General features: G+C 49.7%; 20 protein-coding genes. 11 read left to right on the forward strand and 9 right to left on the reverse strand.

The genetic code is table 11. The features are described from left to right. Window positions 1-98 precede the first annotated feature (98 nt). The 4 genes from T495_RS0113070 to T495_RS0113085 all read left to right on the forward strand — a co-directional run bounded on the left by T495_RS0113070 (window position 99) and on the right by T495_RS0113085 (window position 8975). Window positions 99-2873, forward strand: coding sequence for a helix-turn-helix domain-containing protein (locus T495_RS0113070; RefSeq protein WP_081832130.1), 2775 nt, complete (start codon window positions 99-101; stop codon window positions 2871-2873). Window positions 2874-3053: 180 nt separating this feature from the next. After that, window positions 3054-3569: an RNA polymerase sigma factor gene (locus T495_RS0113075; protein ID WP_033148999.1), complete on the forward strand. Its 516-nt coding sequence runs from the start codon at window positions 3054-3056 to the stop codon at window positions 3567-3569. Between the two features lie 57 nt (window positions 3570-3626). After that, on the forward strand, window positions 3627-6938 hold the full coding sequence (locus tag T495_RS0113080; RefSeq protein WP_033149000.1) for a TonB-dependent receptor: 3312 nt from the start codon (window positions 3627-3629) through the stop codon (window positions 6936-6938). Between the two features lie 30 nt (window positions 6939-6968). Continuing rightward, the gene (locus tag T495_RS0113085; RefSeq protein ID WP_033149001.1) at window positions 6969-8975 is read left to right on the forward strand and encodes a RagB/SusD family nutrient uptake outer membrane protein; all 2007 of its coding nucleotides are present in this window, start codon (window positions 6969-6971) and stop codon (window positions 8973-8975) included. Window positions 8976-9029: 54 nt separating this feature from the next. On the opposite strand, the gene T495_RS16395 is transcribed toward T495_RS0113085, so the two are convergent. Then, window positions 9030-9131 carry a smalltalk protein gene (locus tag T495_RS16395; RefSeq protein WP_155950172.1) on the reverse strand — a complete coding sequence of 34 codons (102 nt, stop codon included), beginning with the start codon at window positions 9129-9131 and terminating at the stop codon, window positions 9030-9032. Window positions 9132-9497: 366 nt separating this feature from the next. On the opposite strand from T495_RS16395, the gene T495_RS0113090 reads away from it, so the two are divergent. The 4 genes from T495_RS0113090 (at window position 9498) to T495_RS0113105 (ending at window position 13188) form a co-directional block, all read left to right on the forward strand. Further along, window positions 9498-9944: a GAF domain-containing protein gene (locus T495_RS0113090; RefSeq protein WP_028904415.1), complete on the forward strand. Its 447-nt coding sequence runs from the start codon at window positions 9498-9500 to the stop codon at window positions 9942-9944. Window positions 9945-10162: 218 nt separating this feature from the next. Further along, the gene (ilvC, locus tag T495_RS0113095) at window positions 10163-11212 is read left to right on the forward strand and encodes a ketol-acid reductoisomerase (protein ID WP_028904416.1); all 1050 of its coding nucleotides are present in this window, start codon (window positions 10163-10165) and stop codon (window positions 11210-11212) included. A gap of 54 nt (window positions 11213-11266) precedes the next feature. After that, on the forward strand, window positions 11267-11731 hold the full coding sequence (locus tag T495_RS0113100) for a MaoC family dehydratase (RefSeq protein ID WP_028904417.1): 465 nt from the start codon (window positions 11267-11269) through the stop codon (window positions 11729-11731). A gap of 5 nt (window positions 11732-11736) precedes the next feature. After that, window positions 11737-13188: an amidophosphoribosyltransferase gene (locus T495_RS0113105; protein ID WP_033149002.1), complete on the forward strand. Its 1452-nt coding sequence runs from the start codon at window positions 11737-11739 to the stop codon at window positions 13186-13188. Between the two features lie 9 nt (window positions 13189-13197). Here the strand turns inward: T495_RS0113105 and T495_RS0113110 are convergent, their stop codons facing one another. The 4 genes from T495_RS0113110 to T495_RS0113125 form a co-directional block, all read right to left on the reverse strand. Continuing rightward, window positions 13198-15126: an ATP-dependent DNA helicase RecQ gene (locus T495_RS0113110; RefSeq protein WP_033149036.1), complete on the reverse strand. Its 1929-nt coding sequence runs from the start codon at window positions 15124-15126 to the stop codon at window positions 13198-13200. Between the two features lie 12 nt (window positions 15127-15138). After that, window positions 15139-16863: a single-stranded-DNA-specific exonuclease RecJ gene (recJ, locus tag T495_RS0113115; protein WP_033149003.1), complete on the reverse strand. Its 1725-nt coding sequence runs from the start codon at window positions 16861-16863 to the stop codon at window positions 15139-15141. After that, entirely contained in the window at window positions 16863-18068 is a 1206-nt protein-coding gene (locus T495_RS0113120; RefSeq protein ID WP_028904420.1) for an aminopeptidase C, read from the reverse strand. Before T495_RS0113120 ends, recJ begins: the two co-directional genes overlap by 1 nt. A 61-nt stretch (window positions 18069-18129) precedes the next feature. Then, window positions 18130-19515 carry an aminopeptidase P family protein gene (locus T495_RS0113125; protein WP_028904421.1) on the reverse strand — a complete coding sequence of 462 codons (1386 nt, stop codon included), beginning with the start codon at window positions 19513-19515 and terminating at the stop codon, window positions 18130-18132. 161 nt (window positions 19516-19676) lie between these two features. Between T495_RS0113125 and trpS the strand changes: the two genes are divergently transcribed. Beyond that, window positions 19677-20765: a tryptophan--tRNA ligase gene (gene trpS / locus T495_RS0113130; RefSeq protein WP_028904422.1), complete on the forward strand. Its 1089-nt coding sequence runs from the start codon at window positions 19677-19679 to the stop codon at window positions 20763-20765. A 37-nt stretch (window positions 20766-20802) separates the two neighbouring features. Here trpS and trmD read toward each other — a convergent pair whose 3' ends face one another. Then, window positions 20803-21483, reverse strand: a complete 681-nt coding sequence (gene trmD, locus T495_RS0113135) for a tRNA (guanosine(37)-N1)-methyltransferase TrmD (protein ID WP_028903976.1) — start codon at window positions 21481-21483, stop codon at window positions 20803-20805. Further along, complete coding sequence (locus tag T495_RS0113140; protein WP_028903975.1) at window positions 21480-22325, reverse strand: patatin family protein; 846 nt, start codon at window positions 22323-22325, stop codon at window positions 21480-21482. Before T495_RS0113140 ends, trmD begins: the two co-directional genes overlap by 4 nt. Before the next feature lie 91 nt (window positions 22326-22416). On the opposite strand from T495_RS0113140, the gene T495_RS0113145 reads away from it, so the two are divergent. Next, complete coding sequence (locus T495_RS0113145) at window positions 22417-23412, forward strand: hypothetical protein (RefSeq protein WP_033149004.1); 996 nt, start codon at window positions 22417-22419, stop codon at window positions 23410-23412. A 7-nt stretch (window positions 23413-23419) separates the two neighbouring features. Here T495_RS0113145 and ligA read toward each other — a convergent pair whose 3' ends face one another. Beyond that, complete coding sequence (gene ligA / locus T495_RS0113150; protein ID WP_033149037.1) at window positions 23420-25444, reverse strand: NAD-dependent DNA ligase LigA; 2025 nt, start codon at window positions 25442-25444, stop codon at window positions 23420-23422. 107 nt (window positions 25445-25551) lie between these two features. Here ligA and T495_RS15385 point away from each other — a divergent pair, with 107 nt between their 5' ends. Continuing rightward, entirely contained in the window at window positions 25552-26025 is a 474-nt protein-coding gene (locus T495_RS15385; protein ID WP_051652060.1) for a hypothetical protein, read from the forward strand. 326 nt (window positions 26026-26351) lie between these two features. Here T495_RS15385 and T495_RS0113160 read toward each other — a convergent pair whose 3' ends face one another. Beyond that, on the reverse strand, window positions 26352-26561 hold the full coding sequence (locus tag T495_RS0113160; RefSeq protein WP_013065331.1) for a helix-turn-helix transcriptional regulator: 210 nt from the start codon (window positions 26559-26561) through the stop codon (window positions 26352-26354). Between the last annotated feature and the right edge of the window lie 4 nt (window positions 26562-26565).

The raw sequence follows: 26565 nt of genomic DNA on the forward strand, positions 1-26565 counted from the left end.
TGTGAAGCGTCCGCTTTTTATTGGTGTGAAAAAATGACAATATATTTGCAAATAACACAAAAAAGTTGTACTTTTGCAACGATATAACTAAATTGGCCATGCGGAAGTTATTATTGCTATGTATTGCGCTCTTGGTAGGAATGCCATTGCGGGCTACTATTGACGGACAGGGATTGTTGGTAAATCTGACCCTTGCTGATGGATTGACTGGTGAGACTGTGAATCGCGTGATGACCGATCATTCAGGTTTGACATGGATTGCCACCAGCAGTGGCATCAATGTGTTTAACGGCAAATATCTTCAGTCATATTATGTAATGGGAGGCAAGGAGCATCCCCTGGAAGTGTATGATCTTTGTGAAACGCGTAACCATACCATATATGCTGCAACCGAGGATGGTCTTTACAGGTTGGACGCCAGTTCCAGCCGCTTTGAGAAAATACTGCCTCAGGTGCTTCGCCCCATTTCGTTGTTTGCCGATGGCAATACCGTATATATAGGCGGCGAACAGGGTATGCAGATTTACGATGGAAAACTGTTTAAACAGCAGGATGTGGGAATCAGTCGTCAGGGATTGGATAATATTGTGCGCCAGTATATAAAGGATGATCAGGGGTTGATCTGGTTTCTTGGCCGACATGAACTGAATAGCTATAATCCTAAAACCGGTAAGATAATACCTTGTGGCCTGACTTCCTCCGAACTTGGCAAATTGGCAGTGTCGAGATTTGACAAGGCTGATGGGAAATTCTTTATCGGAACACGTGCCAGTGGCTTGTTTGTGTACGACCCTGTCAAACAGGAGGTGCGCCAGCTGCCAGAGGTAGGACATATCATTACGTCGGTATGCAAGGATTCTGAGGGGCGGATCTGTGTGGCTACCGATGGCACAGGTGCCTATGTGATCGATGCGAAAAGCGAGCGTGTCCTTTCGCATTACGCCATGCATGCCGATGGCGACAAGCAACTACCTACAAATGCGGTTTATTGTTTTAATCGTGATGCTAATGGTGTCAGTTGGTTTGGATTTGTGCGCTACGGCTTGGCTTATACGCCTCATCATGCAGGTTTGTTCCAACTCTATGAGCCTGATGGCTTCTCTACTTTAGGGCTGAATGTGCGTTGCTTCTGTATGCGTGGCAGCGAAACCCTGATAGGCATGCAGGACGGGCTATGGTTTATTGATTCGAAGCGTCATATCCGTCGGTTTTTCTCTGCTGAAGATATGGATGGCCATATCGTGAATAATATCAAGTGGTGGAACGGACTTTATTACATAGGTATGTACGATGGTGGTATCCGTGTGTTCAATCCACGCACGGTTAATTTGGGCATGCCACCGCAAAAGGAACTGCACGTCAGATATACGATTGGCGATATCAAGGTTGCTCCTGATAGCGCATTATGGATAGGCTGTTCGGATGGCTTGTTTATCATATCCCAGGATGGTAGTGTAAAGAACTATAAGGAGCAGAACTCGCATATTGTGGGCGGCTTGATAATCAATATCACCTTCGATCGTTCAGGAAATGCTTGGTTGGCTGCTGCCAAGGGATTGTCGCTGTATAGTGGTGCCAGCAAGGAGATAGTAGATACCAATTTCCCTGCAGATTTCTTCGATAAGGAAGGCTATATGCGTGGCGTGCTTGGGCACGATGGCATTGTGTATATGCGCAGTGGTCCGCAGCTGTTCTATACCACCGAGAGAATGGAAAAGTACGGTGAACTGAAGTTGCCTATCCGCCTCACGGATAAATGGTGCCGAGGTATGGTCGACGATGGAAAGGGAAGATTGCTGTTAGCCTCGGAACGTGGATTACTGTCCATAAACTATGAAGCGCGCGACTTGCTGCAGATAGGTGCTGGCGAAGGTCTGTTGGGCGATCAGATTAGCGATCTTCAGTTGGACGGCCAGCGCATGTTGTGGGTGGCCACCTCGGCAGGTATCTTCTCAGCGCCTCTACAGGCAGTAGAGCAGCGTGAGACTGACAGGCGCTATCCCATCGTGTTAAGCCAGATTCGCAAGGGCAGCGATCTGATTGATATGCATGAGATGTATCAGGCGCACGATCAGCATGAGATTGACTTGGATTGGAACCTGACATCGGTGGTGCTACAGGCGGAGCCTATTCTGCTGGATTATGCACTCCACCGAAACCGCTTTTATGAATATAGGATTGACGATGGTGAATGGATGCTTATCAGTCATGGTGAGCCATTTGCTGTACGCAACCTGATGATAGGACGCCACAAGCTGGAGGTTCGTTTGGCGGGGGCCAAAGGTACCACTACGGAATGGACTATCAGCGTAGTGCCATCAGTATGGGCTATGCTCGAGTTTGTATTGTTGTTGGTATTTGTGGTGTTGTTATGGCTCTGGTACAGATATCATAGAGATACAACTGCATTACTGTCTGAACGCAACGAGATAGAGGATGCCCTGATAGAGATGGAACACGAAGTGGAGGAACTGAAGGATGAAGAAGCCGTCAGGAAGTACCAGAAGGTGAAAATCGATGAGGCTGAATGTGCCGACATTGTAAAACGTATGAAGGCTTATATTGAGCGTGAGCACATCTATACCAATGCTGACTTGAAAATGAAGGATCTGGCTGATGAACTGAATCTTTCGGCTCCCAAACTCAGTCAGGTGTTTAATATCTACTTGAAGGAGAACTATTACGAGTTCATTAACCGGTATCGTCTGAATGAATTCAAACGGTTGATTGAGGTTGGCGAATATAAGCGCTATACCATTACGGCACTCTCAGAACGCTGTGGATTCAAAAAGTCGAATTTCTTCTCTTCATTCCGTAAGATGGAGGGAATGACACCTGCAGAATATCTGAAAAAGCAGGGCATAAAGATATGATTTCCATATAAAACGGTTTCGCTAAATTAGATAGACTCAATGGCAAATCGCTGGAAATGAGATAGTTGAATAATTTGGAACAACAACTAAACCATGTGGCTGCAAGTAAAGGGAAAAACCTTGCTTGCAGCCTTTTTATGTTCTACCTTTGCAGCGTCAAACTTAAAACCAAATAGCATTATGGAATTAACAATCCAGGTCCAGAACCGAAAACTCATCGGTGAACTATACCTCCAGATCAAACCGGAGATATTTGCTATTTTCCGTCAGGCATGTATTGCGGAAGATAAGTGCGAGGATATGGTACACGATGTGTTTATGAAACTGCTGGGTATCGATTTGATTCTTGAACGTCAGTTGAAGGCACTGGCTGTTACTATAGCCTATCAGCTGCGGACAGATTACTTCCGTCATCGTGCCTATGTCAATAAAGTGCGCAACGATTCACTCTGGCGTATAGAGCAGAGCTACACGAATACAGAAGCCGAAATGAACGACATACTGAACACGGAGATGAAAGTCATCCATTGCATGTCGGACAAGGATGCTATGGTATACAGAATGTTACGCTTTGACGACAAGACCACCGATGAGATAGCCATAGAGACAGGATTGTCAAAACGCGCTGTGGAATCGCGGATATATCGTACACGCAGTATGGTTAGGGAACGTGTCAGAGAAGTGATCAATTTTTGAATGTTTCAATAAACATTAGTATAAACTAAAAAACTATTAATTTATTAAGTAATCATTATGAAGCAAAAAGTAAACAATCTTTCTTTTCACAGTCATCTCGCTGGGATGCTGTTGGCTTCAGCCTTTACGATGACGTGTCAGACGTTGCAGGCCACTGGTGTGAAGAACATCCAGGCTGTGCAACAGCAGCATGTTGTCAAAGGCCAGGTCGTCGACCAGAATGGTGATCCAATTATCGGAGCAACTATCAAGGTCAAAGGTACAAACAATGCAACCGTTACCGATTTCAATGGTCGTTTCACGCTTAGTAACGCTACTGGTACACTGGTGGTGTCGTACATCGGTTATAAGGATGTAGTGGTGAAAGCGGCTGATAACCTTAAAATCTCGATGAAAGAGGATAATAGTCTCCTCGACGAGGTGGTGGTAACTGGATATGGTGTCACCAAGAAGGCATCGCTGACCAGTGCCATCAGCCAGATCAAAGGTGATGATGTATATAAGGACCGTGGTGTGAGCAGTACAACGGTGGCTTTGCAGGGTGAGATTCCAGGACTCACCATTACGCGTACTTCTACCCGTCCAGGTAATGAGGCTGCAACCATGCAGATTCGAGGCGACATCTCGATCAATGGTAGTAGTACACCATTGATTATCATCGATGGTGTGACTGGTTCGCTCGATGAGTTGAACTCGATGAATGGAAATGATATTGAGAGCATATCGGTACTGAAGGATGCTTCGGCTGCTATTTATGGAGCCCGTGCTGCTTCGGGTGTCATACTGGTCACAACCAAACGCGGTAAGACGGGGAAGGCACAGATTACCTATAACGGTTCGTTCAGTCGTACCATCAATGGTATTCAGGCACCGCTTACCACCAACCGTGAGTGGCTCGAGATGTTCTACGAGGCTCAGTACAACGATGCGATGGTACAGACAGGTCTGACCGATCCTACAGAGATTCATAACAGTATCAACTGGTGGGTATTCAATTCGTTTGGTGGTGCCACACTGGATCAGACGGATATCGACCCAGCCACAGGAGCACCACGTATCTACAAAGGCGAGGCGCTGTTTAATGCACTGCTTGAGGGCAAGACGCTGACCTTGCAGAATGGCGACAAGGTGGAGCGATGGGAGCCCAACAACTATATTATGGATTATATCTATGGTCAGGCTACCTCCCAGAAGCATAACATTGGTATTTCAGGTGCCGACGACAAGTTTGGCTATCGTTTGTCGTTAGGTTATGAGAATGCCCAATCGCAGTTGAAAGTGGCCGAAGACGGACAGAAGAAATGGAGTGCCCGACTGAATGCCGACTATCAGGCTAATAAATACCTGAAATTCGATACCAATATCTCGTTTGAGCGTCGTAAGGTTACTACACCGAATACTGATGTAGGTGCAGGCTGGACTGATCCCTGGTTCTGGGCTGTGTACAACGAGAATGGCGATCCCTACGATACGTTCAGTGGTAATCGTAACCCTGTAGGCGGCTTGATCTATGGCGGACAGAACACGGTCGACTACACCATCTTCCGTGGAAGTCTTGGCGCTACCTATGACTTCAGTCAGTTTGTGAAAGGCTTGACGCTGACCACTACGGGAGCTTATAAGCGTACAGAGGCTGCGTCGCAGACTGTCCAGTACAAGGTTCAGTACTATGACTGGGTAGGAACAATGACAGGTAATAAGCGTGGTCCTGGCTCTATCAGTGAGTCTTCGCCCAAATATGCTAACCTGAATTTAGGTGCTCAGTTGAACTATAACCGTACATTTGCTGATGTACACCGTGTTTCGGCTATGGTTGGTATGACTGGTGAACAGGAAAGCTATAAGACTATTACAGCAGGTCGCAGCCAGGGTCCGCTTTACGAGGGCTCAGGACTGACTGATCTGAACGTCTTTGCAACAGGAACCAACAATACAGCATCGGGTGGACAGCATGCGTGGAGTCTGCTTTCGTATATCACCCGTTTGAACTATTCGTATAATGATACTTATGCCATAGAGTTCCTCGGACGTCGTGATGGTTCATCTAAACTGTCGGAGTCGCAGCGCTGGAAGAATTTCTACTCAGTATCAGGCTACTGGCGTTTGTCGAACGAGAAGTTCCTGAAATCGCTGACGTGGCTCAACGACCTGAAACTGCGTTATAACTATGGTAAGACTGGTAGCGTGGAGGGCATCGGTAACTATGAACGTTATGCCAGTGTGAGCACAGGAACAGCACTCTTCGGACTGAATCCTGCTACACAGTCCACACTCTGGTTAGGCTCGATGACCAGCGACCAACGTACTTGGGAAACGATCAACAGCCACGATGTGGGTCTCGACTTCACGCTGTTCAATAACCGTCTGAATGGTTCGTTCGATTATTTCGTTAAGTCGAATAACGGCATGTTCATCAGTGTTGAATATCCCTCAGTATTGGGTGCCTCGGCACCAAAGGTGAACGATGGCGAGTTCCGTGCCCGTGGTTGGGAGTTTGCTATCAATTGGAGAGATAAGATAGGCGAACTGAGCTACAACCTCGGCTTCCAGCTCTCTGATGCCTGGTCGAAGATACAGAAGCTGACCAACAACGAGAATGTGCCTAATCCCGGTATCAATGAGAATCGCTTAGTAGGTGGTCCACGTCGTGCTATCTATGTGTATCAGACTGATGGTCTGTTTAAGACTCAGGATGAGGTGGATGCCTATTATGAGAAATATTATTGGAATGCCGACCATACAGGCCCGAAAGCCAACAACGTGCTACCCGCACCAGGCGAAAAGAGTGTGACCAGTTTGCGCCCAGGTGCCCGTAAGGTAGTCGACCTGAATGGCGATGGTGCCATCACCCGTGATGATATCTATTATGCAGGCGATGCTGCTCCACGTCTGAATTTCGGATTCAAGTTAGGACTGGAATGGAAGGGTATCGATTTCTCAGCTTTCTTCCAGGGAGTTTGGAAACAGAAGGTGCTGCGTAATGGTAACTTCTATGCACCATGGATTACCAACTACGTGATGCAGAACGCCACTTTCAAGGATAAGATGTGGTCGTACGATAATCCCGATGCTGAATATGCCATCGCTTCGCGTAATAACGCTTTCAGTCGCTGGAACTACGAAAACAAGGATGTCAGTGTACAGGATAACCGTTATGTACGTCTGAAGTCGCTGGTCATCGGCTATACTTTGCCTCAGAACCTGACTCAGAAAGTTGGCTTGTCAAAGGCACGTGTTTATTTCGCAGGCGACGATTTGTGGGAGTGGACCAAAGTCAAGGACGGCTATGATCCGGAATATGGTGAATCCTCAAATAACACCTTCCCCTTCAGTCGTTTGTTGACCGTTGGTCTCGACGTGACATTCTAAATCAAAGTACAAACAGTAAAATCAAAAATCATGAAATCAATCAATAAGATGATATATGCAGTGTCAGTGGCAGCATTTGCCATGACATCATGCAGTGACTTCCTTGAGAAAGAGCCTTTGTCACAAGGAACTGAGGCCATCGTCTTCAAGACGGCCGACCATTTCGCACAGGCTGCCAACCAGTTCTATAACCATCTGCCAGGATGGAGCTACGACACCATGGACCGCAATACGGATATTGGTGGTCTGAGTCAGAATGGTGGAGGCTCGGCTCCCGAGAGTAGCAGTGTGTGGAATAATAACTACAGTAATATCCGCCAGTATAATATCCTGCTTGAGAAGGCTGAGGCTTTCGATGGCGACAAGAGTACTATCGCAGGTGCTGTTGGAACAGCCTGTTTCTTCCGTGCATTCGCCTATTTTAATCTCTTGAAAGAGTTTGGTGGTGTGCCTGTCATCGACCATAAACTGGATGTGAATGATGAGGCGCTTTATGGAGCCCGCAATTCTCGTTACGAGGTGTTCAGCTTCCTGCTTGAGGATTTGAGAAAGGCTGTTGAGCTGCTGCCGCGTGAGAGCACTATCTCGAATACAGATAAGGGGCATATCAGTCGTGAGGCAGCCCAGGCATTCCTGGGACGTGTGCTGCTCTATGAGGCCACATGGGAGAAGTATGTGCCCAATATCGGTTACGATCTGAATGGCGATGGCAATCAGAGTGGGGCAGGTGCTGCAAAACCTGCTGGCTATCCATCCATAGAGGCCATGCTGACAGAGTCGAAACAGGCTTCGAAGGCAGTCATCGACGAGAGTGCCAATGGTACTTATCAGCTCTGGAATGAGTGCGACACGCTGAGCTACTACTATCTGTTTAATATTGATGATAAGGGAGGCAATATCCCCAACTTCATGGGAGCAGGCAAGACCACCAATAAGGAGTTTATTATCAGCAAGAAGTATGATTACGACTTGAAGCGTGGCGGCCTCAATCTCTCCCACACAGCCATCACCTGGCAGGCCGTTGGTATCAGCGCCCAGTTCGGCGAGTCGTTCCTTTGCCGTAATGGTCTGCCCATCCGTATCAGCTATACAGGTCAGATGGACGATGCCCAGAACAATCCTGAGTTTGAAGGCTGGGATACCTTCTGTGGCGAGTATTACCATCGCGACTACCGCTTTGTGAGTGCCACTTTCGTGCCTGACCGTACAACGTGGAGTAGCCGTCCGGAGGATAACCGTCAGTGCACTGTTCTGGGCCAGCCTTATCCTACACCCGTTTTCCCGAAGAACAACGATGTGTTCGATGCCAACGATCCCGTGTACACCAGTGCCACTGGTATTTTCAGACCTACCTTGCGTAATAACACCACTTTTTATGGCTATGGCAGCCGTAAGTATCTGATCGAGGGTGCTAACCGCGATATGAACACCGAGTCGGCCGACTGGCCTATCCTGCGTTTGGCAGAGGTCTTTCTGAATTATGCCGAGGCCACATGCGAACTGGGCAACGGCAAGATCTCAGATGCCGATTTGGATATCTCAATCAATCAGTTGCGTGATCGTGCCCGCGTGGCTCACCTCACCAATGCGCTCATTGCCGATGTGTGGGATGCCGGTTGGTGGGATTGGAACGAGAACAAGACGGTGTGCCACAAGATGACCATGCTCGATGAGATCCGTCGTGAACGTGCCTGCGAGCTCTTCGGCGAAGGCTTCCGTATGGACGACCTGAAGCGGTGGGGTATCGCTCATATCAACCTGCGTGGTCAGAAACTCGGCCGCCATGTGTTGAACACGGCTTACACCACAGAGAAGGCTAACGACCGTACTTATTTTGGCGAACCTTGTTATTATCCCGAAAAGTATCCATTGCTCTATGGCATCTACGAAGGTTCTGGTGTAAACGACCCCGACTATGGCCGTTCGATTGCTGTGCTCGCAGCTAATCTGAACTTCTCGCAGCGTGACTATCTGGCACCTATTCCTTTGCAGCAGATCCGCTTGAATCCTGCATTGAAACAGAATCCCGGCTGGTAAGAATCATAAAAAACACAAATCAGGGAGCGTTGTTGTGCGCTCCCTGATTCTTTTCTAATACCCCATACACGAGGTAGCTCCCAGTGCCGTTACGATCGCTGTTGCGATAGATGCTATTTTTTGGGGGGAAGATGGGGAAGATATATATATAGGAATATGCGAAAGAAATACCTAAATCTCTCAATCGTCAATGTAAGTGATTTAGGTATTTAATTTTAATATTATATAGAAAACATCTTCCCCATCTTCCCCCTATGGTATGACACTAACGGTGCTGTAGTATAACACCAACAGCCCTTTAGTATCATACTAACGCCCCTATAGTATAACACTATCAGCTCTTATACTATAGGATGGTCGAATCATCATCAGCGGCACCATCTGGCTGCACTTCGCCGTGCGACCTAAGGATAATCGTAGAAAGGTGAGGCTGATACAAGCGTAGGTATTGTGAATAATGCTTTAATAATTTTGTCTGCAAAGAAAAAAATACTACCTTTGCAGGCAAAATTAGATTCAGATATGAATAAGGTTGAGACATACAGAATGCTGACAGAGCAGATTAAGGCGCTGACAGCGGGAGAGACAGATGAGGTGGCAGTGATGGCTAATGTGGCTGCTGCGATACACTTAGAGATGGGATTCTGGTGGACAGGATTCTATCGGGTAAAGAACGGTGAGCTGGTACTGGGCCCTTTCCAGGGGCCTGTGGCCTGCATGCATATAGGCTACGGGAAGGGCGTGTGCGGAACGGCTTGGAAGCAGGGCGAGACCATTGTGGTGCCCGATGTGGAGCTGTTTCCTGGGCACATCGCCTGCAGCAGTGAGTCGCGTTCGGAAATCGTGGTGCCTGTAAGGGCTGCCAATGGTGAGATTACGGCGGTGCTCGACATTGACAGCAAGGATCTGGCTACCTTCGACGATACCGACAAACAGTGGTTGGAGGAGATTGTGAAGGTGTTCGCATAAAAAATAAAAAAAACGCAGGGATTTTTTTGGCAGTATGGGCAGAAATGCTTAATTTTGCAGCCGATTTAAATAGTTAACGCCCAAGTCGCATCCTCGTGTAGGGTGGGAGCGAACTGACAAGACGACGGCTCTCGGGTAGGGCTGGCACAGGACGCAGGGATAAAGTACAACATCTTGGCGAGCCAAAGAGGCAAGCCGAGTTAAAAATTTAAAGCTATATGGCACAAATGAATTTCGGTGGCGTTACAGAGACTGTAGTCACCAGCAAAGAGTTCTCACTCGAGAAAGCACGTGAAGTATTGAAGAATGAAACCATCGCTGTGATCGGTTATGGCGTTCAGGGTCCAGGTCAGGCCTGCAACCTGCGTGATAACGGATTCAATGTGATTGTGGGACAGCGCCCTGGCAAGACCTACGACAAGGCTGTTGCCGACGGATGGGTTCCTGGCGAGACTCTGTTCTCGATCGAGGAGGCCGCTGAGAAGGGTACTATCCTCTGCATGCTGCTTTCAGACGCTGGTCAGATTCAGCAGTGGCCCACCATCAAGCAGTATCTGAAACCTGGTAAGACGCTTTACTACAGTCATGGCTTTGCCATCAACTGGAGCGATCGCACAGGCGTTGTTCCTCCAAAGGATGTCGATGTGATTATGGTGGCTCCTAAGGGCTCAGGTACCAGTCTTCGCACCATGTTCTGCGAGGGGCGCGGACTGAACTGTTCGTATGCTGTTTACCAGGATGCTACTGGTAACGCTAAGGAGAAGACACTGGCCTTCGGTATCGGTATCGGTGCTGGATATATGTTTGAGACAACCTTCGAGCGTGAGGCTACATCTGACTTGACTGGTGAGCGTGGATCGCTGATGGGTGCCATTCAGGGACTGCTGCTGGCTCAGTACGAGGTGCTGCGCGAGCATGGACACTCTCCCTCGGAAGCTTTCAATGAGACTGTTGAGGAATTGACCCAGAGCCTTGGCCCTCTGTTCGGTGCTAAGGGTATGGACTGGATGTATGCTAACTGCTCGACCACCGCTCAGCGTGGTGCGCTCGACTGGGCTCCACGATTCCACGATGCTATCAAACCCGTGATGGAGTGGTTGTACTACTCGGTACAGACGGGTAATGAGGCTCAGATTACCATCGACGCTAACTCGAAGCCCGACTACCGCGCCGGACTGGAGAAGGAGTTGGAGGCTATGCGTAATCAGGAAATGTGGCGCGCTGGTGAGACCGTGCGTAAGCTGCGTCCTGAGAACCAAGACGTATAACACTACAATCACGGGGGTGCACACGCATCCCCGTGATTCATTTTAAAATATGATATGGGAAAATTAGTAATTAATTCGTACGATGAATTCGCAGCCCACTTAGGTGAGGAGCTCGGCGCTTCTGATTGGCTGCAAGTAGATCAGGACCGTATTAACATGTTTGCCGATGCCACTCTCGACCATCAGTGGATACATGTCGATGTGGAGCGTGCTAAGAAGGAGAGCCAGTATCAGAGTACCATCGCTCATGGTTATCTGACACTGTCGTTGCTGCCTTATATGTGGGACCAGATCATCGAGGTGAACAACATCAAGATGCTGGTTAACTACGGCATGGACAAGATGCGTTTCGGACAGCCTGTCATCACAGGTTCGAAAGTGCGCCTGGTGACCAAACTGCACAACATTCAGAACCTGCGTGGTATCTGTAAGGCCGAGATTGAGTTCAGAATTGAAATCGAGGGACAGCGCAAACCCGCACTCGAGGGTATCGCTTCGTTCCTGTATTATTTTAATTAATAGGTATGGGTGGATTTTTTGGAACCATTTCCACTAAGTGCTGTGTGAACGATCTGTTCTACGGCACCGATTATAATTCGCACCTGGGTACTAAGCGTGCGGGATTGGTAACGTTTGATAAGGAGAAAGGATTTAGTCGTAAGATTCACAACCTGGAGCGTGATTACTTCCGCTCGAAGTTTGAGGATGAACTCGACTCGTTTTCAGGACAACAGGGTATCGGCGTCATCAGCGATACCGACCCACAACCCATACTCGTTAACTCGCACTTAGGTCGCTATGCTGTGGTGACAGTAGCGAAAATCAATAACCTGGAGGAGATTGCACAGGAACTACTGGACCGTCGTATGCACTTCAGCGAGTATTCGGCCAACACCATCAACCAGACCGAACTGGTGGCCCTGCTCATCAATATGGGGCGCACCTTCGTTGAGGGTATCAACCTGGTATATAAAAAGATTGAGGGCTCGTGCTCCATGCTCATCCTCACTGAGAAGGGAATCATTGCCGCACGCGACTTCCTGGGCCGCACACCTATCGTGATTGGCCAGAAGGAGGGTGCCTACGCTGTGAGCAGCGAGACGACCAGTTTCCCCAATCTCGATTATAAGCGTGTGAGAGACCTGGGACCAGGCGAGATTGTGCTGCTGACAGCTGACAAGATGGAGGTGCTTCAGGCCCCATTCAAGCGCGAGCAGATCTGTTCGTTCCTCTGGGTGTACTACGGATTCCCTGCTTCGGACTATAATGGTATCAACGTAGAGAATGTGCGTGAGACCAATGGTAAGATGATGGGTGAGAAGGACGATACCGAGGTGGACTGCGTTTGCGGTGTGCCCGACTCGGGTGTTGGTATGGCGCTGGGTTATGCCGAGGGTAAGGGTGTGCCTTACAAGCGTGCCGTACTGAAATATACACCTACCTGGCCACGCTCGTTTACACCTGGCAACCAGGAGCGTCGCTCGCTGGTGGCTAAGATGAAGCTGATTCCTAACCCAGCCCTGCTGAAGGATCAGCGCGTGGTGTTCTGCGACGACTCTATCGTACGTGGCACTCAGCTGAAGGACAACGTGAAGACCTTCTTTGAGTATGGCGCCAAGGAGGTGCACTGTCGTATCTCTTGTCCACCACTGGTGTATGGCTGTCCGTTTATCGGCTTCACCTCATCGAAGAGCGATATGGAGCTGATTACCCGTCGTATCATCAAGGATTTCGAGGGCGACGACAAGAAGAACTTAGAGAAATATGCCCAGACCGACTCACCAGAGTACAAGCGTATGGTGGATGAGATTGCCAAGCGCCTGGGCCTGACCTCACTGAAGTTTGCCAAACTGGAGGACCTGGTGAAGAGCATCGGCATGGATAAGTGCCGCGTGTGCACACACTGCTTTGATGGCAGCAGCTACTGCCACGAGCACGACCAGGAGGATGATCGCCAGTTGAAGCTGGACTTCTAAAAGAAAGAATCAGATTTTTGAGACGAGGCCGTCGGCCTGGCGGATATACTCCTCGTCGGAAAGATAATCCAATGCAGCATCGAGTTCGCTTTCGGGCAGCTCGATGCTTTTTATGTCTGTTATGGGGTGGGGCTGTCCGTCGCTGAGCAGTTGCAGGATGCGGGTGGCAGCCTGGTTCATGCGTGGCTCTGACACCAACCCCTCCTTGCGGTGCGTCAGACAGACATCGCACTGGGCACAGTCGTGATCGTTGTGCTCGCCGAAATAGCGCAACAGCTGGCGACTGCGGCATACATCGTTGCAGGTGGCATATTCAATCATGGCGTGGATGCGCTGTGCGAACTGCGACTTGCGTTCCTCGTACACCTCGGGCATCAGCTGGATATGCTCCATATCCTCGCGGCGCTGGGTATAGCGGATGTAGGGGGTCTTCTTCTGCGGAATGAAATGCAGGATGTGGCGCTGCGACAGACTCTTCAGCGTGAGATATACCTGCTGGGGCTGCAGCTGGGTGACGGTGGCGAGAAAGGCCTCGTCGATATAGTTGTAATCGGTGAAGAGACCGCCGTAGTTGCGCAGGAGGGCAGTGATGACCAGCTCTTCGTTGGCGCTGTTGTTCTCTAATCGGTACAGGTCGTTACGGCTCACGGTGAACATGACGCGTGCCTGATTTTCCTGCTCTTCGGTGTACTCGATATAGCCGGCACGCTGCAGTATCTTGAGCGCAGAATCGACCTGGATGGGGAAGTGGTGGAAGTTATGACAGAACTTATCGATATTAAACTCGAAGGTAAAGCCGTAGCCCGAGCCTACGCCTATCTGATAATAGTAGGCCAGATGCTCATATACCTGACGGATATAGTCCTTGTCGGGGAAGGTGTCGGCAATGCGCTTCTGCAGCTTGCGCTCGTCGGCATGGTTGTAAAGCAGTACGGCATAGGCCTTCAGACCATCGCGACCAGCACGACCTGCCTCCTGGAAGTAGGCCTCGATGCTGTCAGGACAGTCTACATGGATCACCAACCGTACATCGGGTTTGTCGATACCCATACCAAAGGCGTTGGTGGCCACCATCACGCGTTGCTGGTTGGCCTGCCACTCACGCTGACGCTGGTCCTTGGCACAGGCGTCCAAGCCTGCGTGGTAGAAGGTGGCGCTGATGCCTGCCTCGTTGAGTAGCTCGGCATACTCTTTGGTGCGACGGCGACTGCGCGCATAGACAATGGCCGAGCCTTTCATGCTCTTGAGGATATGGATGAACTGCCCGATCTTATCATCGGCCTGACGCACCACATAAGCCAGGTTCTTGCGCTCGAAGCTCATGCGGAAGACGTTGAAACTTTGAACATTTGTCTTTGAACTATGAACTTTCAGGCGCTCCTGGATGTCGTCAACCACCTGTGGGGTGGCGGTGGCAGTGAGTGCCAATACGGGCACGTCGGGTACCAGCTTGCGTATCTGTGCAATCTGCAGGTAGGAGGGACGGAAATCGTAGCCCCACTGCGAAATACAATGGGCCTCATCGACCGTGATAAAGCTCACCTGCATGTGGCGGAGCTTGGCTTGAAAAAGATCGGACGAGAGTCGCTCTGGTGAGACGTAGAGCAACTTGATGCCGCCAAAGATGGCGTTCTCGAGGGTGATGATAATCTCCTCGCGGGTCAGACCGCTGTAGATGGCTGCTGCCTTAATGCTGCGTCGACGCAGATTGTCGACCTGGTCCTTCATCAAGGCAATGAGTGGGGTGATGACGATACACGTACCTGCTTGTGCTAAGGCTGGTACCTGGAAGGTGATCGACTTGCCGCCACCTGTAGGCATCAAGCCTAAGGTGTCGTGGCCACTACCGATAGACTCGATGATTTCGCGCTGAATTCCGCGGAAATCATCGTAGCCCCAGTATTGTTTAAGTATCTGTTGATATTGATCACTCTTCACACTCACTATTCACTATTCACTCTCAGAGGGTTGAATATCTTCAATCTGCAACTGGACCTCAGTGCGCTTGTAGATGTTGTCCTCGATGGTATAGACGATATCGAACGAACGTTTCGACTTGATATAGCGTGCCGAACCGCTCTGGCCGAAGGCAATACCATTGAGTACGTTGCTCGACTTGGAGTCGACCAGTTCGAGCTTGATATGCTCCTGTTGGCGACCCACTACCTTCGAGGTGCCGTAGTCGTACACATTACGTGTGCAGAACAGTGGCTTGGGGTTGTCGGGACCATGAGGGGCAAACTTCTTCAGGTCGTTGTGCAGTTTCTTGGTGACCTCCTTGAAGTCGATCATGGCATCGATATCGAGGGTAGCCTCTGTCTGTTCGGGCTGGATATGTTCCATCACGTACTTCTGGAAACGGCTGCGGAACTCGGGGATATTCTCGATTTTCAGCGACAGACCGACTGCATAGGTATGACCACCGAAATTCTCGAGCAGATCGCGACAGCTCTTGATGGCATCGTAGATGTCGTAGCCAGCCACACTGCGTGCAGAGCCTGTGGCGATACCATTAAACTTGGTGAGCACCACCGTGGGCTTGTAATAGAGCTCGGTGAGGCGGGATGCCACAATACCGATGACGCCTTTCTTCCAGTTCTCATCGTAGAGCACGATGCTGGCATTCTGTTTCTGGCTCTCCAGCTTTTCTACTATCTGGTTGGCCTCTTCGGTCATCTGCTTGTCTACATCCTTACGCTGCTCGTTGTATTCGTTGATATGATTAGCCTCCGATAGCGCTTTCTGCAGGTCTTTTTCAACCAGCAGGTCGACAGCCTCGGTACCATTCTGCATGCGTCCTGATGCATTGATACGTGGGCCGATCTTGAACACGATATCGCTCATGGTGATTTCGCGCCCTGTCAGTCCGCAGATGTCGATGATGGCTTTCAAGCCCACCGATGGACTCTGATTGAGCTGCTTCAGTCCGTGATAGGCCAGGATGCGGTTCTCGCCCATGATGGGTACGATATCGGCCGCAATGCTGACAGCACAGAAGTCGAGCAGAGGTATCAGTCGTGAGAAGGGGATGCCGTTGTTCTTGGCAAAGGCCTGCATCAGTTTAAAGCCTACACCACAGCCGCACAGGTCTTTGAAGGGGTAGGTAGAATCTACGCGTTTGGGGTTCAGAATAGCAACGGCATTAGGCAATTCATCATCTGGGACGTGGTGGTCACAGATGATGAAATCAATACCCAGACTCTTGGCATAAGCAATCTCTTCAATTGCCTTGATACCGCAGTCAAGTACTATAATGAGCTTGATGCCTTTTTCCGCAGCATAGTGCAGTCCTTTCTTGCTGATACCATATCCTTCTTCGTAACGGTCGGGGATATAATATTCGATATTGGAATAGAACTGCTGCAGGAATTTGTACACCAAGGCAACCGCCGTACATCCATCGACATCGTAGTCGCCGTAGACCATGATGCGCTCTTTACGCCCCATGGCGTCGTTGAGCCTGTCTACCGCCACATCCATGTCGTTCATCAGGAACGGATCGATCAGCTCGTTCAGCATCGGACGGAAGAAGCGCTTGGCAGCGCTCTCCGTCTTGATGCCTCGCTGGATAAGGAGTTTGGCGAGTATCGGACTCATGCCGATTTTCTCACCGAGCTCCTTAGCCGCCGTTTGTTGTTCTGATGTAGGTGGTTCGTAATTCCATTTAAAATGCATTAGATACCGAGCTTTTTACGTATATCTGCAGGAATAGCGTTCTTATTAATCAGGAAGTCCATCGTGTTCAGAGCGATGTAGTCCTTGGTCATATACCAGATTCCCTTGTAGGCACCAGTCTCGCCCCAAGAGTTCTTTACCATGTAATACAGTTTGCCGTTCTGGTCCTTTGCCACACCGTAGATCAGCATGCCGTGGTCGTCGGTCAGCTCCCAGTTGTCGAAACGCTCCTGGCGCATCTGCTGGGTAGGCTTTACCTCAGGCACCTTGCAACCCAGTGAGTCGATCACGTTGCGCTTCTTGTCGGGTGACAGGTTCAGCCAACGGGCCATATCGCTACCAGCCAGGCTCTTGGTGGCGTTGCCGTCAACAGCGTAAGCCAGACCATTGCGGGTGAAACCCTCTTCTGATACGTCGCCGCCCCAAGCGATGGTGTAGCCGTTCTCAACAGCATTGTCGATCACGCGCATCATCTCGTCCATAGGCAGGTTGTAGCTCTGTGGGAAGCGCCAGTTGTCCTGTACCTCTACAGCGAAAGTAGAGTAGAAGGGATGGTGAGTATAGCTGGTGATGCTGACATAGTCGTCGAGGTTCAGACCGAGTGTAGCCATGAAGCTCTTTGGGGTGTACTCCTTGCCCTCGAAGGTGAACTTCTCAGGGCACTTGCCCAGGTAGGCATCGAGGATACCCTGCAAGCCAACCTTCCACTGGTTTGAGATCTTACGGGCGCTGCTCTTGGCAATAGCTGCAACGTAAGGCTCCAGCTGACCGAAGAACTCGTTGAAGTTGTTGAGTGAGTCGCCATACAGTGAGCCAGGGAAAGGCATGATGCCCTGAGGCACGATACCGTGAGTCTTCAGTGTGTGGAGTACGTCCTCGGCCGATCCGCCCTGAGCAAACTGGCAGTCGCCATGATAGCGAACCACCTGGATAGCGCGCTCCATGTAGGTCTTGTTGGCTACGAACGACTCGTCGAGATCGTAAGTCTTACCAGTAGCCTTCAGAATCTCTGCCTCGAAATAAGAGAGGGTAGAGTAGTCCCAGCACGTACCCGAACGGTTCTGGTCCTTGATGCTGGTGATGGGGTTCTCCTTCACCACAGTGAATACTGGCTTGTTGGCATCTTTTGCTGGCGCCTTCTTCTTGGCTGCCGATGCGCTCAGAGCTACCAATGTAGCGAGCGCAAGTGTTGTCATTTTCTTCATTTTGTGTTATTTTTATAATTATTTCCTATTTCCCCTAATTGTTTTATCCCAAAAACTATTTCTATTTTGCGGCCATAAAATCCTCTACATCCTTTGGATGATAAGGAATGCGCTGCTTGCCTAAGAATCGGCATCCGTCCTTGGTGATCAGGATGTCGTCCTCAATGCGGATACCGCCGAAGTCCTTGTAGGTCTCGAGCTTGTCGAAGTTCAGGAACTCCTTGCAATGTCCGCTGGCTTTCCACTCGTCGATAAGTTGTGGAATGAAGTAGATACCAGGTTCGTCGGTAATCACAAAGCCCTCTTCGAGCTTGCGACCCATGCGCAGACAGTTGGTACCAAACTGCTCCAGGTTAGGACGTGTCTCCTCGTCGAAGCCAACGTAGATCTGACCCAGACCCTCCATATCGTGAACGTCCATACCCATCATGTGGCCCAGTCCGTGAGGCAGGAACATGGCATGAGCGCCAGCGCGAACAGCCTCGTCGGTGTCACCCTTCATCAGGCCGAGCTCCTTCAGGCGCTCAGTCATCAGTCGGCACACGGCAAAGTGTACATCCATATATCTTACACCTGGCTTTGCCACCTCGATGGCATAATCATGACAGGCCTCTACAATCGAGTAGATTTCCAATTGACGCTGACTGAATTTACCGTTAACAGGCATGGTGCGGGTGTGGTCAGAACAATAGTCGTCGAGCTCGCAACCTGCATCGCAGAGTGCCAGTCGGCCAGCCTCCAGTTGGGCATCCGATGGGTTACCATGCATAATCTCGCCATGCTGGCTGAAGATGGTGGCAAAGCTGGTGCCCTGAGCCAGACTGCGGGCGATACCGTCCACCTGTCCGCCGATGTAACGCTCTGTCACACCTGGACGGATCAGCTTCTGCGCTGTGGTGTGCATCATATAGCCCACCTCGCAGGCACGCTCAATGGCCTCAATCTCCTGAGGCTCCTTGGTGGCGCGCATCTTGACTACAGCCTTGATAAGCTTCAGCGAAGCCTGCTCCTTCTGCTGGTTGGGATGGATGCCCAACAGATCCATGATCTGAATCTTGGTATCGAAGCGGTAGGGGGGCAGGAAGTGTACCTTTTTATCAGGTGTGCATATCTTGGCAAGCTCCTTCATGGGAGCGGTCTTTTTCACACCTACCTCAGCAGCCAGATCGGCTACCGATGGGGTGAAGCCCATCCATACAATATCCTCTACGTCGATATCATCACCGAAGAGCCACTCTTCGTCGTTATCGATATCAATCACACCAACCAGCCCGTCGCGGTGCTGTCCGAAGTAGTACAGAAACGAAGAATCCTGGCGCATGGGCGCATAGGCATTGGCCGGATAATTAACCGGTGAATCGTTGTTTCCAAACAAGATGATAACTCCTTCGCCTACGAGTTTCTTCAGTTCCTGACGTCTATTTACATAAGTATCTATGTTAAACATTTGTCGAAAATACGTTATTTATATTCATTTTGTCGGCAAAGATACATATTATTTATCAAAAAGCAACCCTTTTAACTCTATTTTTTACAATATTTATGCAGATTAGTAGAATTTATTTCGTACCTTTGCACGCAAATTTGAAAAATAAGACTAAAAGACATATGGGAAAAGTAATTTTGACGGGCGACCGTCCCACTGGTAAACTTCACTTAGGGCACTATGTAGGCTCACTGCGTCGACGTGTGCAATTGCAGAATCAGGGCGATTTTGATCGCATGTTTGTGTTCATGGCCGATGTGCAGGCTCTGACCGATAATGCGGACAATCCTGAGAAGATTCGTCAGAACATCATTGAGGTGGCGCTCGACTACCTTGCTGCAGGACTTGATCCAGAAAAGTGCACGCTCTTTATCCAGAGTCAGATTCCTGAGCTGGCTGAGCTGACAACCTATCTGATGAACCTGGTTTCGGTGAGCCGTGTACAGCGCAACCCAACTGTTAAGACTGAAGTGAAGATGCGTGGTTTCGAAGGCGAGAGTATTCCTCTTGGATTCTTCTGCTACCCTGTGTCGCAGGCTGCTGACATCACCCTGTTCAAGGCAACTACTGTTCCTGCAGGTGAGGACCAAGAGCCTATGCTCGAGGTGACCCGTGAGCTGGTGCGCCGTTTCAATCAGATCTATGCACCTGTATTGGTTGAACCCAATATCATGCTGCCTGAGAATCTGACTGCTCGTCGTCTGCCTGGTACCGATGGTAAGGAGAAAATGTCGAAGTCGCTGGGCAACTGCATCTACCTCTCTGATACTGCCGATGATGTATGGCAGAAGGTTCGCTCAATGTACACTGACCCTGAGCACGTGAACCTGAACGATCCTGGTCACGTGGAGGGTAACGCTGTGTTCACCTATCTCGATGCTTTCTCAACTGATGAGGACTTCAAGAATTTCTGGCCAGAGTATCAGAATCTGGACGAGCTGAAGGATCACTACCGTCGTGGTGGACTGGGCGATATGAAGTGCAAGAAGTTCCTGAATCAGGTGCTCAACCAGTTCCTGGAGCCCATGCGCCAGCGTCGTGCTGAGTTTGAGAAGGATATCCCTGAAATCTACAACATCCTGAAGAAGGGTACAGAGCAGGCCCGCGAGGTTGGTGCCCAGACCATGGATGAGGTTCGCAAGGCTATGCGTATCGACTACTTCAACGATACAGAGCTGATTCGCTCACAAGCCGAACGCTTCGCAAAATAAACAAATATCCCCCGCCAGCTGGCGGGGGATATTTGTTTTATTTCTCTTTCAGCAAGTCGGGGCGAAGCCTGCGGGTGCGTTCCATCGCTTGCTCAAACTCCCACTCACGTATTTTGGCTTCGTTGCCGCTCAGTAATATCTCTGGCACTTTCCAGCCTTTGTAGTCGGCAGGGCGCGTATAGATAGGTGCTGCCAAGATATCATCCTGGAAACAGTCGCTCAAGGCACTCTGTTCGTCGCCAATTACACCTGGCACTACGCGTACAATGGCATCGGCAATCATGGCTGCCACCAGTTCGCCACCTGTCAGCACGAAGTCGCCAATAGAGATCTCTTTGGTGATCAAGTGTTCACGGATACGCTGGTCGATACCTTTATAATGGCCTGCTAAGATAATCAGATTCCCCTTCAGCGAGAGTTCGTTGGCCATATGCTGGTCGAAACGCTCGCCATCTGGCGATGTAAAGATAACTTCGTCGTAATCGCGCTCAGCTTTCAGGGCGGTGATACAACGATCAATAGGCTCGCACTGCATCACCATGCCTGCGCTGCCTCCGTATGGATAATCGTCCACTCGACGCCATTTGTCAAGGGTGTAGTCTCTCAGGTTGTGTAAACGGATTTCGGCTAATCCTTTCTTTTCTGCTCTTGCCAGGATCGACTCGTGAACAAAGCCTTCCAACATCTCTGGCAGTACGGTTATAATATCAATTCTCATCTAAAAAATGCTTTAATTCTTTCTATATATTTCATGCCGGTCTCTCGACCGATATCGTAGATGCGCTGCATCTCTTCTGGGTCGTGAGAGATGTGTCCGATCTTCAAAGGTGCTTCAGGACGGATGACCAATGCACGGCCTGTCGACTCTGCCTGATACACATATGACAACTGCTGGTTGTACATAATGTGTCGCTTGTCCATCGCCTCAATCATGTTGGGATATTTCCTGAGGGCTATGCGCATCAGCGGCATCAGCTTGTTGTGCTCCTTGACGTAGCCGTCGGGTTGGGTGAGTATCACCAGGTTTTTCTCGTAGCCGATGTTCTCGAAATACTCCAAAGGAATGGAATCTGCCACGCCGCCGTCAAGAACTTTCATACCTTCAAGCTCTACTATTTTCGAGGCCAAAGGCATGGATGCTGAAGCGCGGATCCAATCGTAGGTCAGCTGTTCGCCTTTGGTCAGCTGCTTGTAAACAGGCTTACCAGTCAGCACATCGGTACATACGGCATAGAACGCCATCGGGTTCTCTTCGAACGCCTGATCATCGAAAATGTCGTATTGGGTAGGGATGATATGATAGCCGAATTCTGCGTTATACAAGTTTCCCGTTTTCAGCCACGACTGCCAGCTGCAGTAGCGGTTGTCGTGCGCAAAGCGCTTGTTGTAACGCAGGGCGCGACCAGGTTGGCGGCTCTTATAGTTGCATCCAAAGGCTGCTCCTGCCGATACACCAATCAGTCCATCAGGCTCTACATGCGCTTCCATCATGACATCGAGGACGCCAGCTGTAAACAGCCCACGCATGGCGCCACCTTCTAATACCAGTCCCTTCTTCATGGCTGCAAAGGTAATAAAAAAGATTGATATCTTGTTAAATTTTACTGATTATTTGGCGTTTTCGCTTTTTCTACTTACTTTTGCACACGTAATGAAAAAGATAGGATTACTTGTTTTTCTGCTATGGGCGGTGCAGATGGCTTGGAGTCAGGCCATCTACGATCCTAAGTGTATCACGCTGATGGATGCGCCTCTCGAAGGCCCTGATTCGGCATTTATCCAGGCATTGAAGAGTGTGGGATTCGAGGCTGTTGCTGGTGCAGACGACGATGATACCTATCATTTCAAAGGTGATTTCTATGGTATCAAGGATGCACGGCTCGAGGTGACAGTCAACGAGCATACCAAGCTGTTCAGCGAGGCTACCGTTACCTGCGGTCCTTATCGCACACGTGAGCTCTATGAGCGCAACCAGAAGTATCTGTTGGGTAAGCTGCAGCGCGAGTGGGGCAACTTCAAGGCAAAGGGCGATGGTTCGCTCTATATCCTGACTGACTATGGTTATATCCGTCAGAGCGTCATGCTCCATGAAAACGGTGCACACTCCATCAGCTACTATTATCTCAACATGTCGCCTTATTATAAGGATGTGTCGAACATGGGGTTGAAGGGATTTGTACAGGAGGTTATCACAGAGAATCCTGTGGCTGAGAATCCTATCGAGCATTTCGACGAGATGGGCAAACTTGAATCGGTAGGACTCACAGAACGCAAATATAATCAGGTGGGCTATCTCATGGCTGCCACGCTTACTGAAGGTGGCGAGAAAAAGCAGATTACCTACGATTATAACGACGCTGGCAATCTGAAACGCACCATCCAGACCAATATGGTATCAGGTCTGAAACTGGTTACTGATTACAAATGGAATGACGATGGTGAGATGGTTCAGCAGAGTCAGAAAGCCTTTGATAAGGACAACGAGTGTATCATGAGTGTAACGATGAAATACAACATCGAAGAGCGCGACGATAACGACAACTGGACTAAAAACACGCTCCACATTACCAACTGGCTGAAAGGACAGCGTGCCCAGACGATGGAAGTCGTCCAGACACGCACTATCTCTTATTGGGATGAAGACTAATTGATAGTTACTGAATCATTTCTATGAATTCTTCTTCTGAAACAATTCTTATTCCCAATTTCTCAGCTTTCTGCAGTTTCGATGGACCCATATTCTCGCCAGCCAGTATAAACGAGGTTTTACTGCTGATGCTGCCCACATTCTTTCCGCCATTCTGCTCGATGATGGCTTTGTATTCATCGCGACTGTGATGCGCAAAAACGCCACTGATTACAACGCTCTGTCCAGCCAACTTGTCGGATACGTTAGCCGTCTGAGCCTCAGAGAGCTCCATCTGTAAACCATAGGCCCTCAATCGCTCGATGATCTTCAGGTTCTCCTCGTTATGGAAGTAGGTGATAATGCTCTTGGCCATCACCTCGCCGATACCCTCAATCTCCTGCAGTTCTTCAATACCGGCATGCATCAGAGCGTCAATATTCTTGAAGTGGCGCGCCAACAGCTTGGCCGATGTCTCGCCCACAAAGCGGATGCCTAAAGCAAACACCACACGCTCGAAAGGTACTTCCTTCGAGGCTGCGATACCATTCACCACACGCTGGGCTGATTTGGTGCGACTACCATCGCCATTAATCTGCTGCACATCAATATCGTACAGGTCGGCAATGTTGTTGATAAGGTGGTGGCGATAATAATCATCCACAGTCTCTGGACCAAGCGAGTCGATGTTCATCGCCTTGCGGGCTATGAAGTGCTCGATGCGGCCCTTGATTTGTGGCGGACAACCACTGTCGTTAGGGCAATACCAGGCAGCCTCGCCCTCGTAGCGAACCAATGGCGTGCCGCATTCTGGACAGCGCTTGATAAACTCTACGGGCTGGGCGATGATGGGGCGCTGGTCGATATCCACACCAACAATCTTTGGGATAATCTCGCCACCTTTCTCTACATATACATAGTCGCCGATATGCAGGTCGAAACTCTTGATGAAATCCTCGTTGTTCAGTGTGGCGCGTTTAACTGTTGTACCTGCCAGCTGCACGGGATCCATATTGGCCACAGGCGTGATGGCGCCTGTACGGCCCACCTGATAGGTGACCTCGTTCAGTCGGGTGCAAACACGCTCGGCCTTGAACTTATAGGCGATGGCCCAACGTGGACTCTTGGCTGTAAAGCCTAAGGCGCGCTGCTGGCGTAGAGAGTTCACCTTCAGCACGATACCATCCGTAGCCACAGGCAGTTTTTTGCGCTCGGTGTCCCAATAGTTGATGAAGTCGTAGATCTGCTGCAGCGTCTTCACCTTCTTCATGCCCTCTGATATCTTGAAGCCCCATTGACGAGCCACTTCCAGGTTCTCGAAATGTCCCTCGGCAGGCAGTTCTTCGCCCAATAGATAATACAGGTAGGCATCCAACTGGCGCGAGGCTACCAAGCTCGACTTCTGACTCTTCAGTGTGCCGCTCGCAGCGTTTCGTGGGTTGGCGAAGAGTGGCTCTTCGGCCTCTTCGCGCTCCTTGTTCAGGCGCTCAAACACGCTCCAAGGCATCAGAATCTCGCCTCTGATCTCGAACTCGCTAGGGTAGGCGGGGGCAGCAAACAGGTCGTCGCTTGCAGGTGGTGTCAATACCAAAGGTATGCTTCGTATCGTTTTCACGTTTGCAGTCACGTCGTCGCCATGTACGCCATCGCCACGTGTCACAGCCTGCGTCAGCTTGCCATCCACGTAGGTGAGCGAAATCGACAGTCCGTCGTATTTCATCTCGCAACACACCTCAAAATCCTCGCCAGCCAAGCCTTTCTTCACGCTCTCGTACCAGTCGGCCACATCCTGCTCGTTGTAGGTGTTGGCCAGCGAGAGCATGGGGTATTTATGCTCCACCTGACGGAACTCCGCATTCAGGTCGCTACCCACGCGCTGGGTGGGCGAATTGGGGTCCGCCATCTCTGGGTGCTTCGCCTCCAGGTCCTGCAGTTCGTGCATCATAAAGTCGAACTCCTGGTCGCCAATGGTAGGCTGGTTCAGCACATAATAACGGTAGTTGTGCTCGTGAAGCTCCTTGCGCAGCTGTTCAATTCTTTGTATTTCGTTCATATTCATTGTTGATTTGTGTGCAAAAATACAAAAAAAAGTCGAAATCAAAACAATTTCCAATTATCAATTGTCAATTTTCAATTATTTTGCTACCTTTGTCGTTACTTATGTGGATGATGTTTCGTGTGGTGCCTATCATGTGGCGGGCTGTTCGTCCAAGCAAGGTGGTTGATATGCCTGCTGTGGTCAACTCTTTCTGGATGCGGAAAGGGTTTGCTGGTTTGACGTTCTTTGGCCATATCCTCACACCTAATCAGTACGAAGCCGATCAGTTTAATCAACACGATAGAGCCATGAAGAACCACGAGATGATTCATCTGCGCCAAGCCCAGTCGTGTGGCGATTCGTGGTGGCGCTTCTACCTATTGTATATATGGTACTGGCTCAAGGCTCTTCCTGCCAATCGGCAGCTAAAGCATGGCGCTTACCTGGTGAATCCTTTCGAGCTGGAGGCCTATCGCCACATGAATAATCTCGATTACCTGGTCAGTGGTGAGGCCACCGAATGGCGAAAGTTTGCCAAAATGTCGATAAAAGAAAGAATCAAGCTATATGAACAAAAAACTCCAGGCTTGGTATAAACCTGTAGCTGGAGTATTAGTGCTTTTGAATGCCTACATCGTCACCGTTGTTACCGCAAAGAAAAATAGTTGACAATTCCTACTTCGCTTATAAACTCCTTTTATGCGTTGAATTAATTCAAAAAGGGTATTGAATTAATTCACGAGGGGTTTTGAATTAACTCAGGTGACATACTGTATTCTAAGTTCATGCAAAAACGTTTTTACGTTTTTTACCTTACAGGCATTTGATAATGCTTGTTACTATGCCGATTATTGTGGTGAGGGCTAAATGAATGGCCCAGAGGATAATTGGGTGTAGCATACTGATTAAATTAAAATTGTGATTATTCGTCTCTATATTCAAGAATGTCGCCTGGCTGGCAACCTAACTCGCGGCAGATGGCTTCGAGGGTGCTGAAGCGGATGGCTTTGGCCTTACCCGTTTTCAGGATGGAGAGGTTGGCAAGGGTCAAACCTACGCGCTCGGCCAGTTCGCTGAGCGACATCTTGCGCTTGGCCATCTCCACGTCTAAGTTTACTACTATCTGTCCCATAGGC

The organism is Prevotella sp. P6B1 (assembly GCF_000702825.1).
Taxonomy (GTDB): domain Bacteria; phylum Bacteroidota; class Bacteroidia; order Bacteroidales; family Bacteroidaceae; genus Prevotella.

Excerpts from the sequence above, each read along its gene's own strand:
- T495_RS0113070 (WP_081832130.1), top strand. The coding sequence starts at position 99 with ATGCGGAAGTTATTATTGCTATGTATTGCGCTCTTGGTAGGAATGCCA.
- T495_RS0113075 (WP_033148999.1), top strand. The coding sequence starts at position 3,054 with ATGGAATTAACAATCCAGGTCCAGAACCGAAAACTCATCGGTGAACTA.
- T495_RS0113080 (WP_033149000.1), top strand. The coding sequence starts at position 3,627 with ATGAAGCAAAAAGTAAACAATCTTTCTTTTCACAGTCATCTCGCTGGG.
- T495_RS0113085 (WP_033149001.1), top strand. The coding sequence starts at position 6,969 with ATGAAATCAATCAATAAGATGATATATGCAGTGTCAGTGGCAGCATTT.
- T495_RS0113090 (WP_028904415.1), top strand. The coding sequence starts at position 9,498 with ATGAATAAGGTTGAGACATACAGAATGCTGACAGAGCAGATTAAGGCG.
- ilvC (WP_028904416.1), top strand. The coding sequence starts at position 10,163 with ATGGCACAAATGAATTTCGGTGGCGTTACAGAGACTGTAGTCACCAGC.
- T495_RS0113100 (WP_028904417.1), top strand. The coding sequence starts at position 11,267 with ATGGGAAAATTAGTAATTAATTCGTACGATGAATTCGCAGCCCACTTA.
- T495_RS0113105 (WP_033149002.1), top strand. The coding sequence starts at position 11,737 with ATGGGTGGATTTTTTGGAACCATTTCCACTAAGTGCTGTGTGAACGAT.
- recJ (WP_033149003.1), bottom strand. The coding sequence starts at position 16,863 with ATGCATTTTAAATGGAATTACGAACCACCTACATCAGAACAACAAACG.
- T495_RS0113120 (WP_028904420.1), bottom strand. The coding sequence starts at position 18,068 with ATGAAGAAAATGACAACACTTGCGCTCGCTACATTGGTAGCTCTGAGC.
- T495_RS0113125 (WP_028904421.1), bottom strand. The coding sequence starts at position 19,515 with ATGTTTAACATAGATACTTATGTAAATAGACGTCAGGAACTGAAGAAA.
- trpS (WP_028904422.1), top strand. The coding sequence starts at position 19,677 with ATGGGAAAAGTAATTTTGACGGGCGACCGTCCCACTGGTAAACTTCAC.
- trmD (WP_028903976.1), bottom strand. The coding sequence starts at position 21,483 with ATGAGAATTGATATTATAACCGTACTGCCAGAGATGTTGGAAGGCTTT.
- T495_RS0113140 (WP_028903975.1), bottom strand. The coding sequence starts at position 22,325 with ATGAAGAAGGGACTGGTATTAGAAGGTGGCGCCATGCGTGGGCTGTTT.
- T495_RS0113145 (WP_033149004.1), top strand. The coding sequence starts at position 22,417 with ATGAAAAAGATAGGATTACTTGTTTTTCTGCTATGGGCGGTGCAGATG.
- ligA (WP_033149037.1), bottom strand. The coding sequence starts at position 25,444 with ATGAACGAAATACAAAGAATTGAACAGCTGCGCAAGGAGCTTCACGAG.
- T495_RS15385 (WP_051652060.1), top strand. The coding sequence starts at position 25,552 with ATGTGGATGATGTTTCGTGTGGTGCCTATCATGTGGCGGGCTGTTCGT.
- T495_RS0113160 (WP_013065331.1), bottom strand. The coding sequence starts at position 26,561 with ATGGGACAGATAGTAGTAAACTTAGACGTGGAGATGGCCAAGCGCAAG.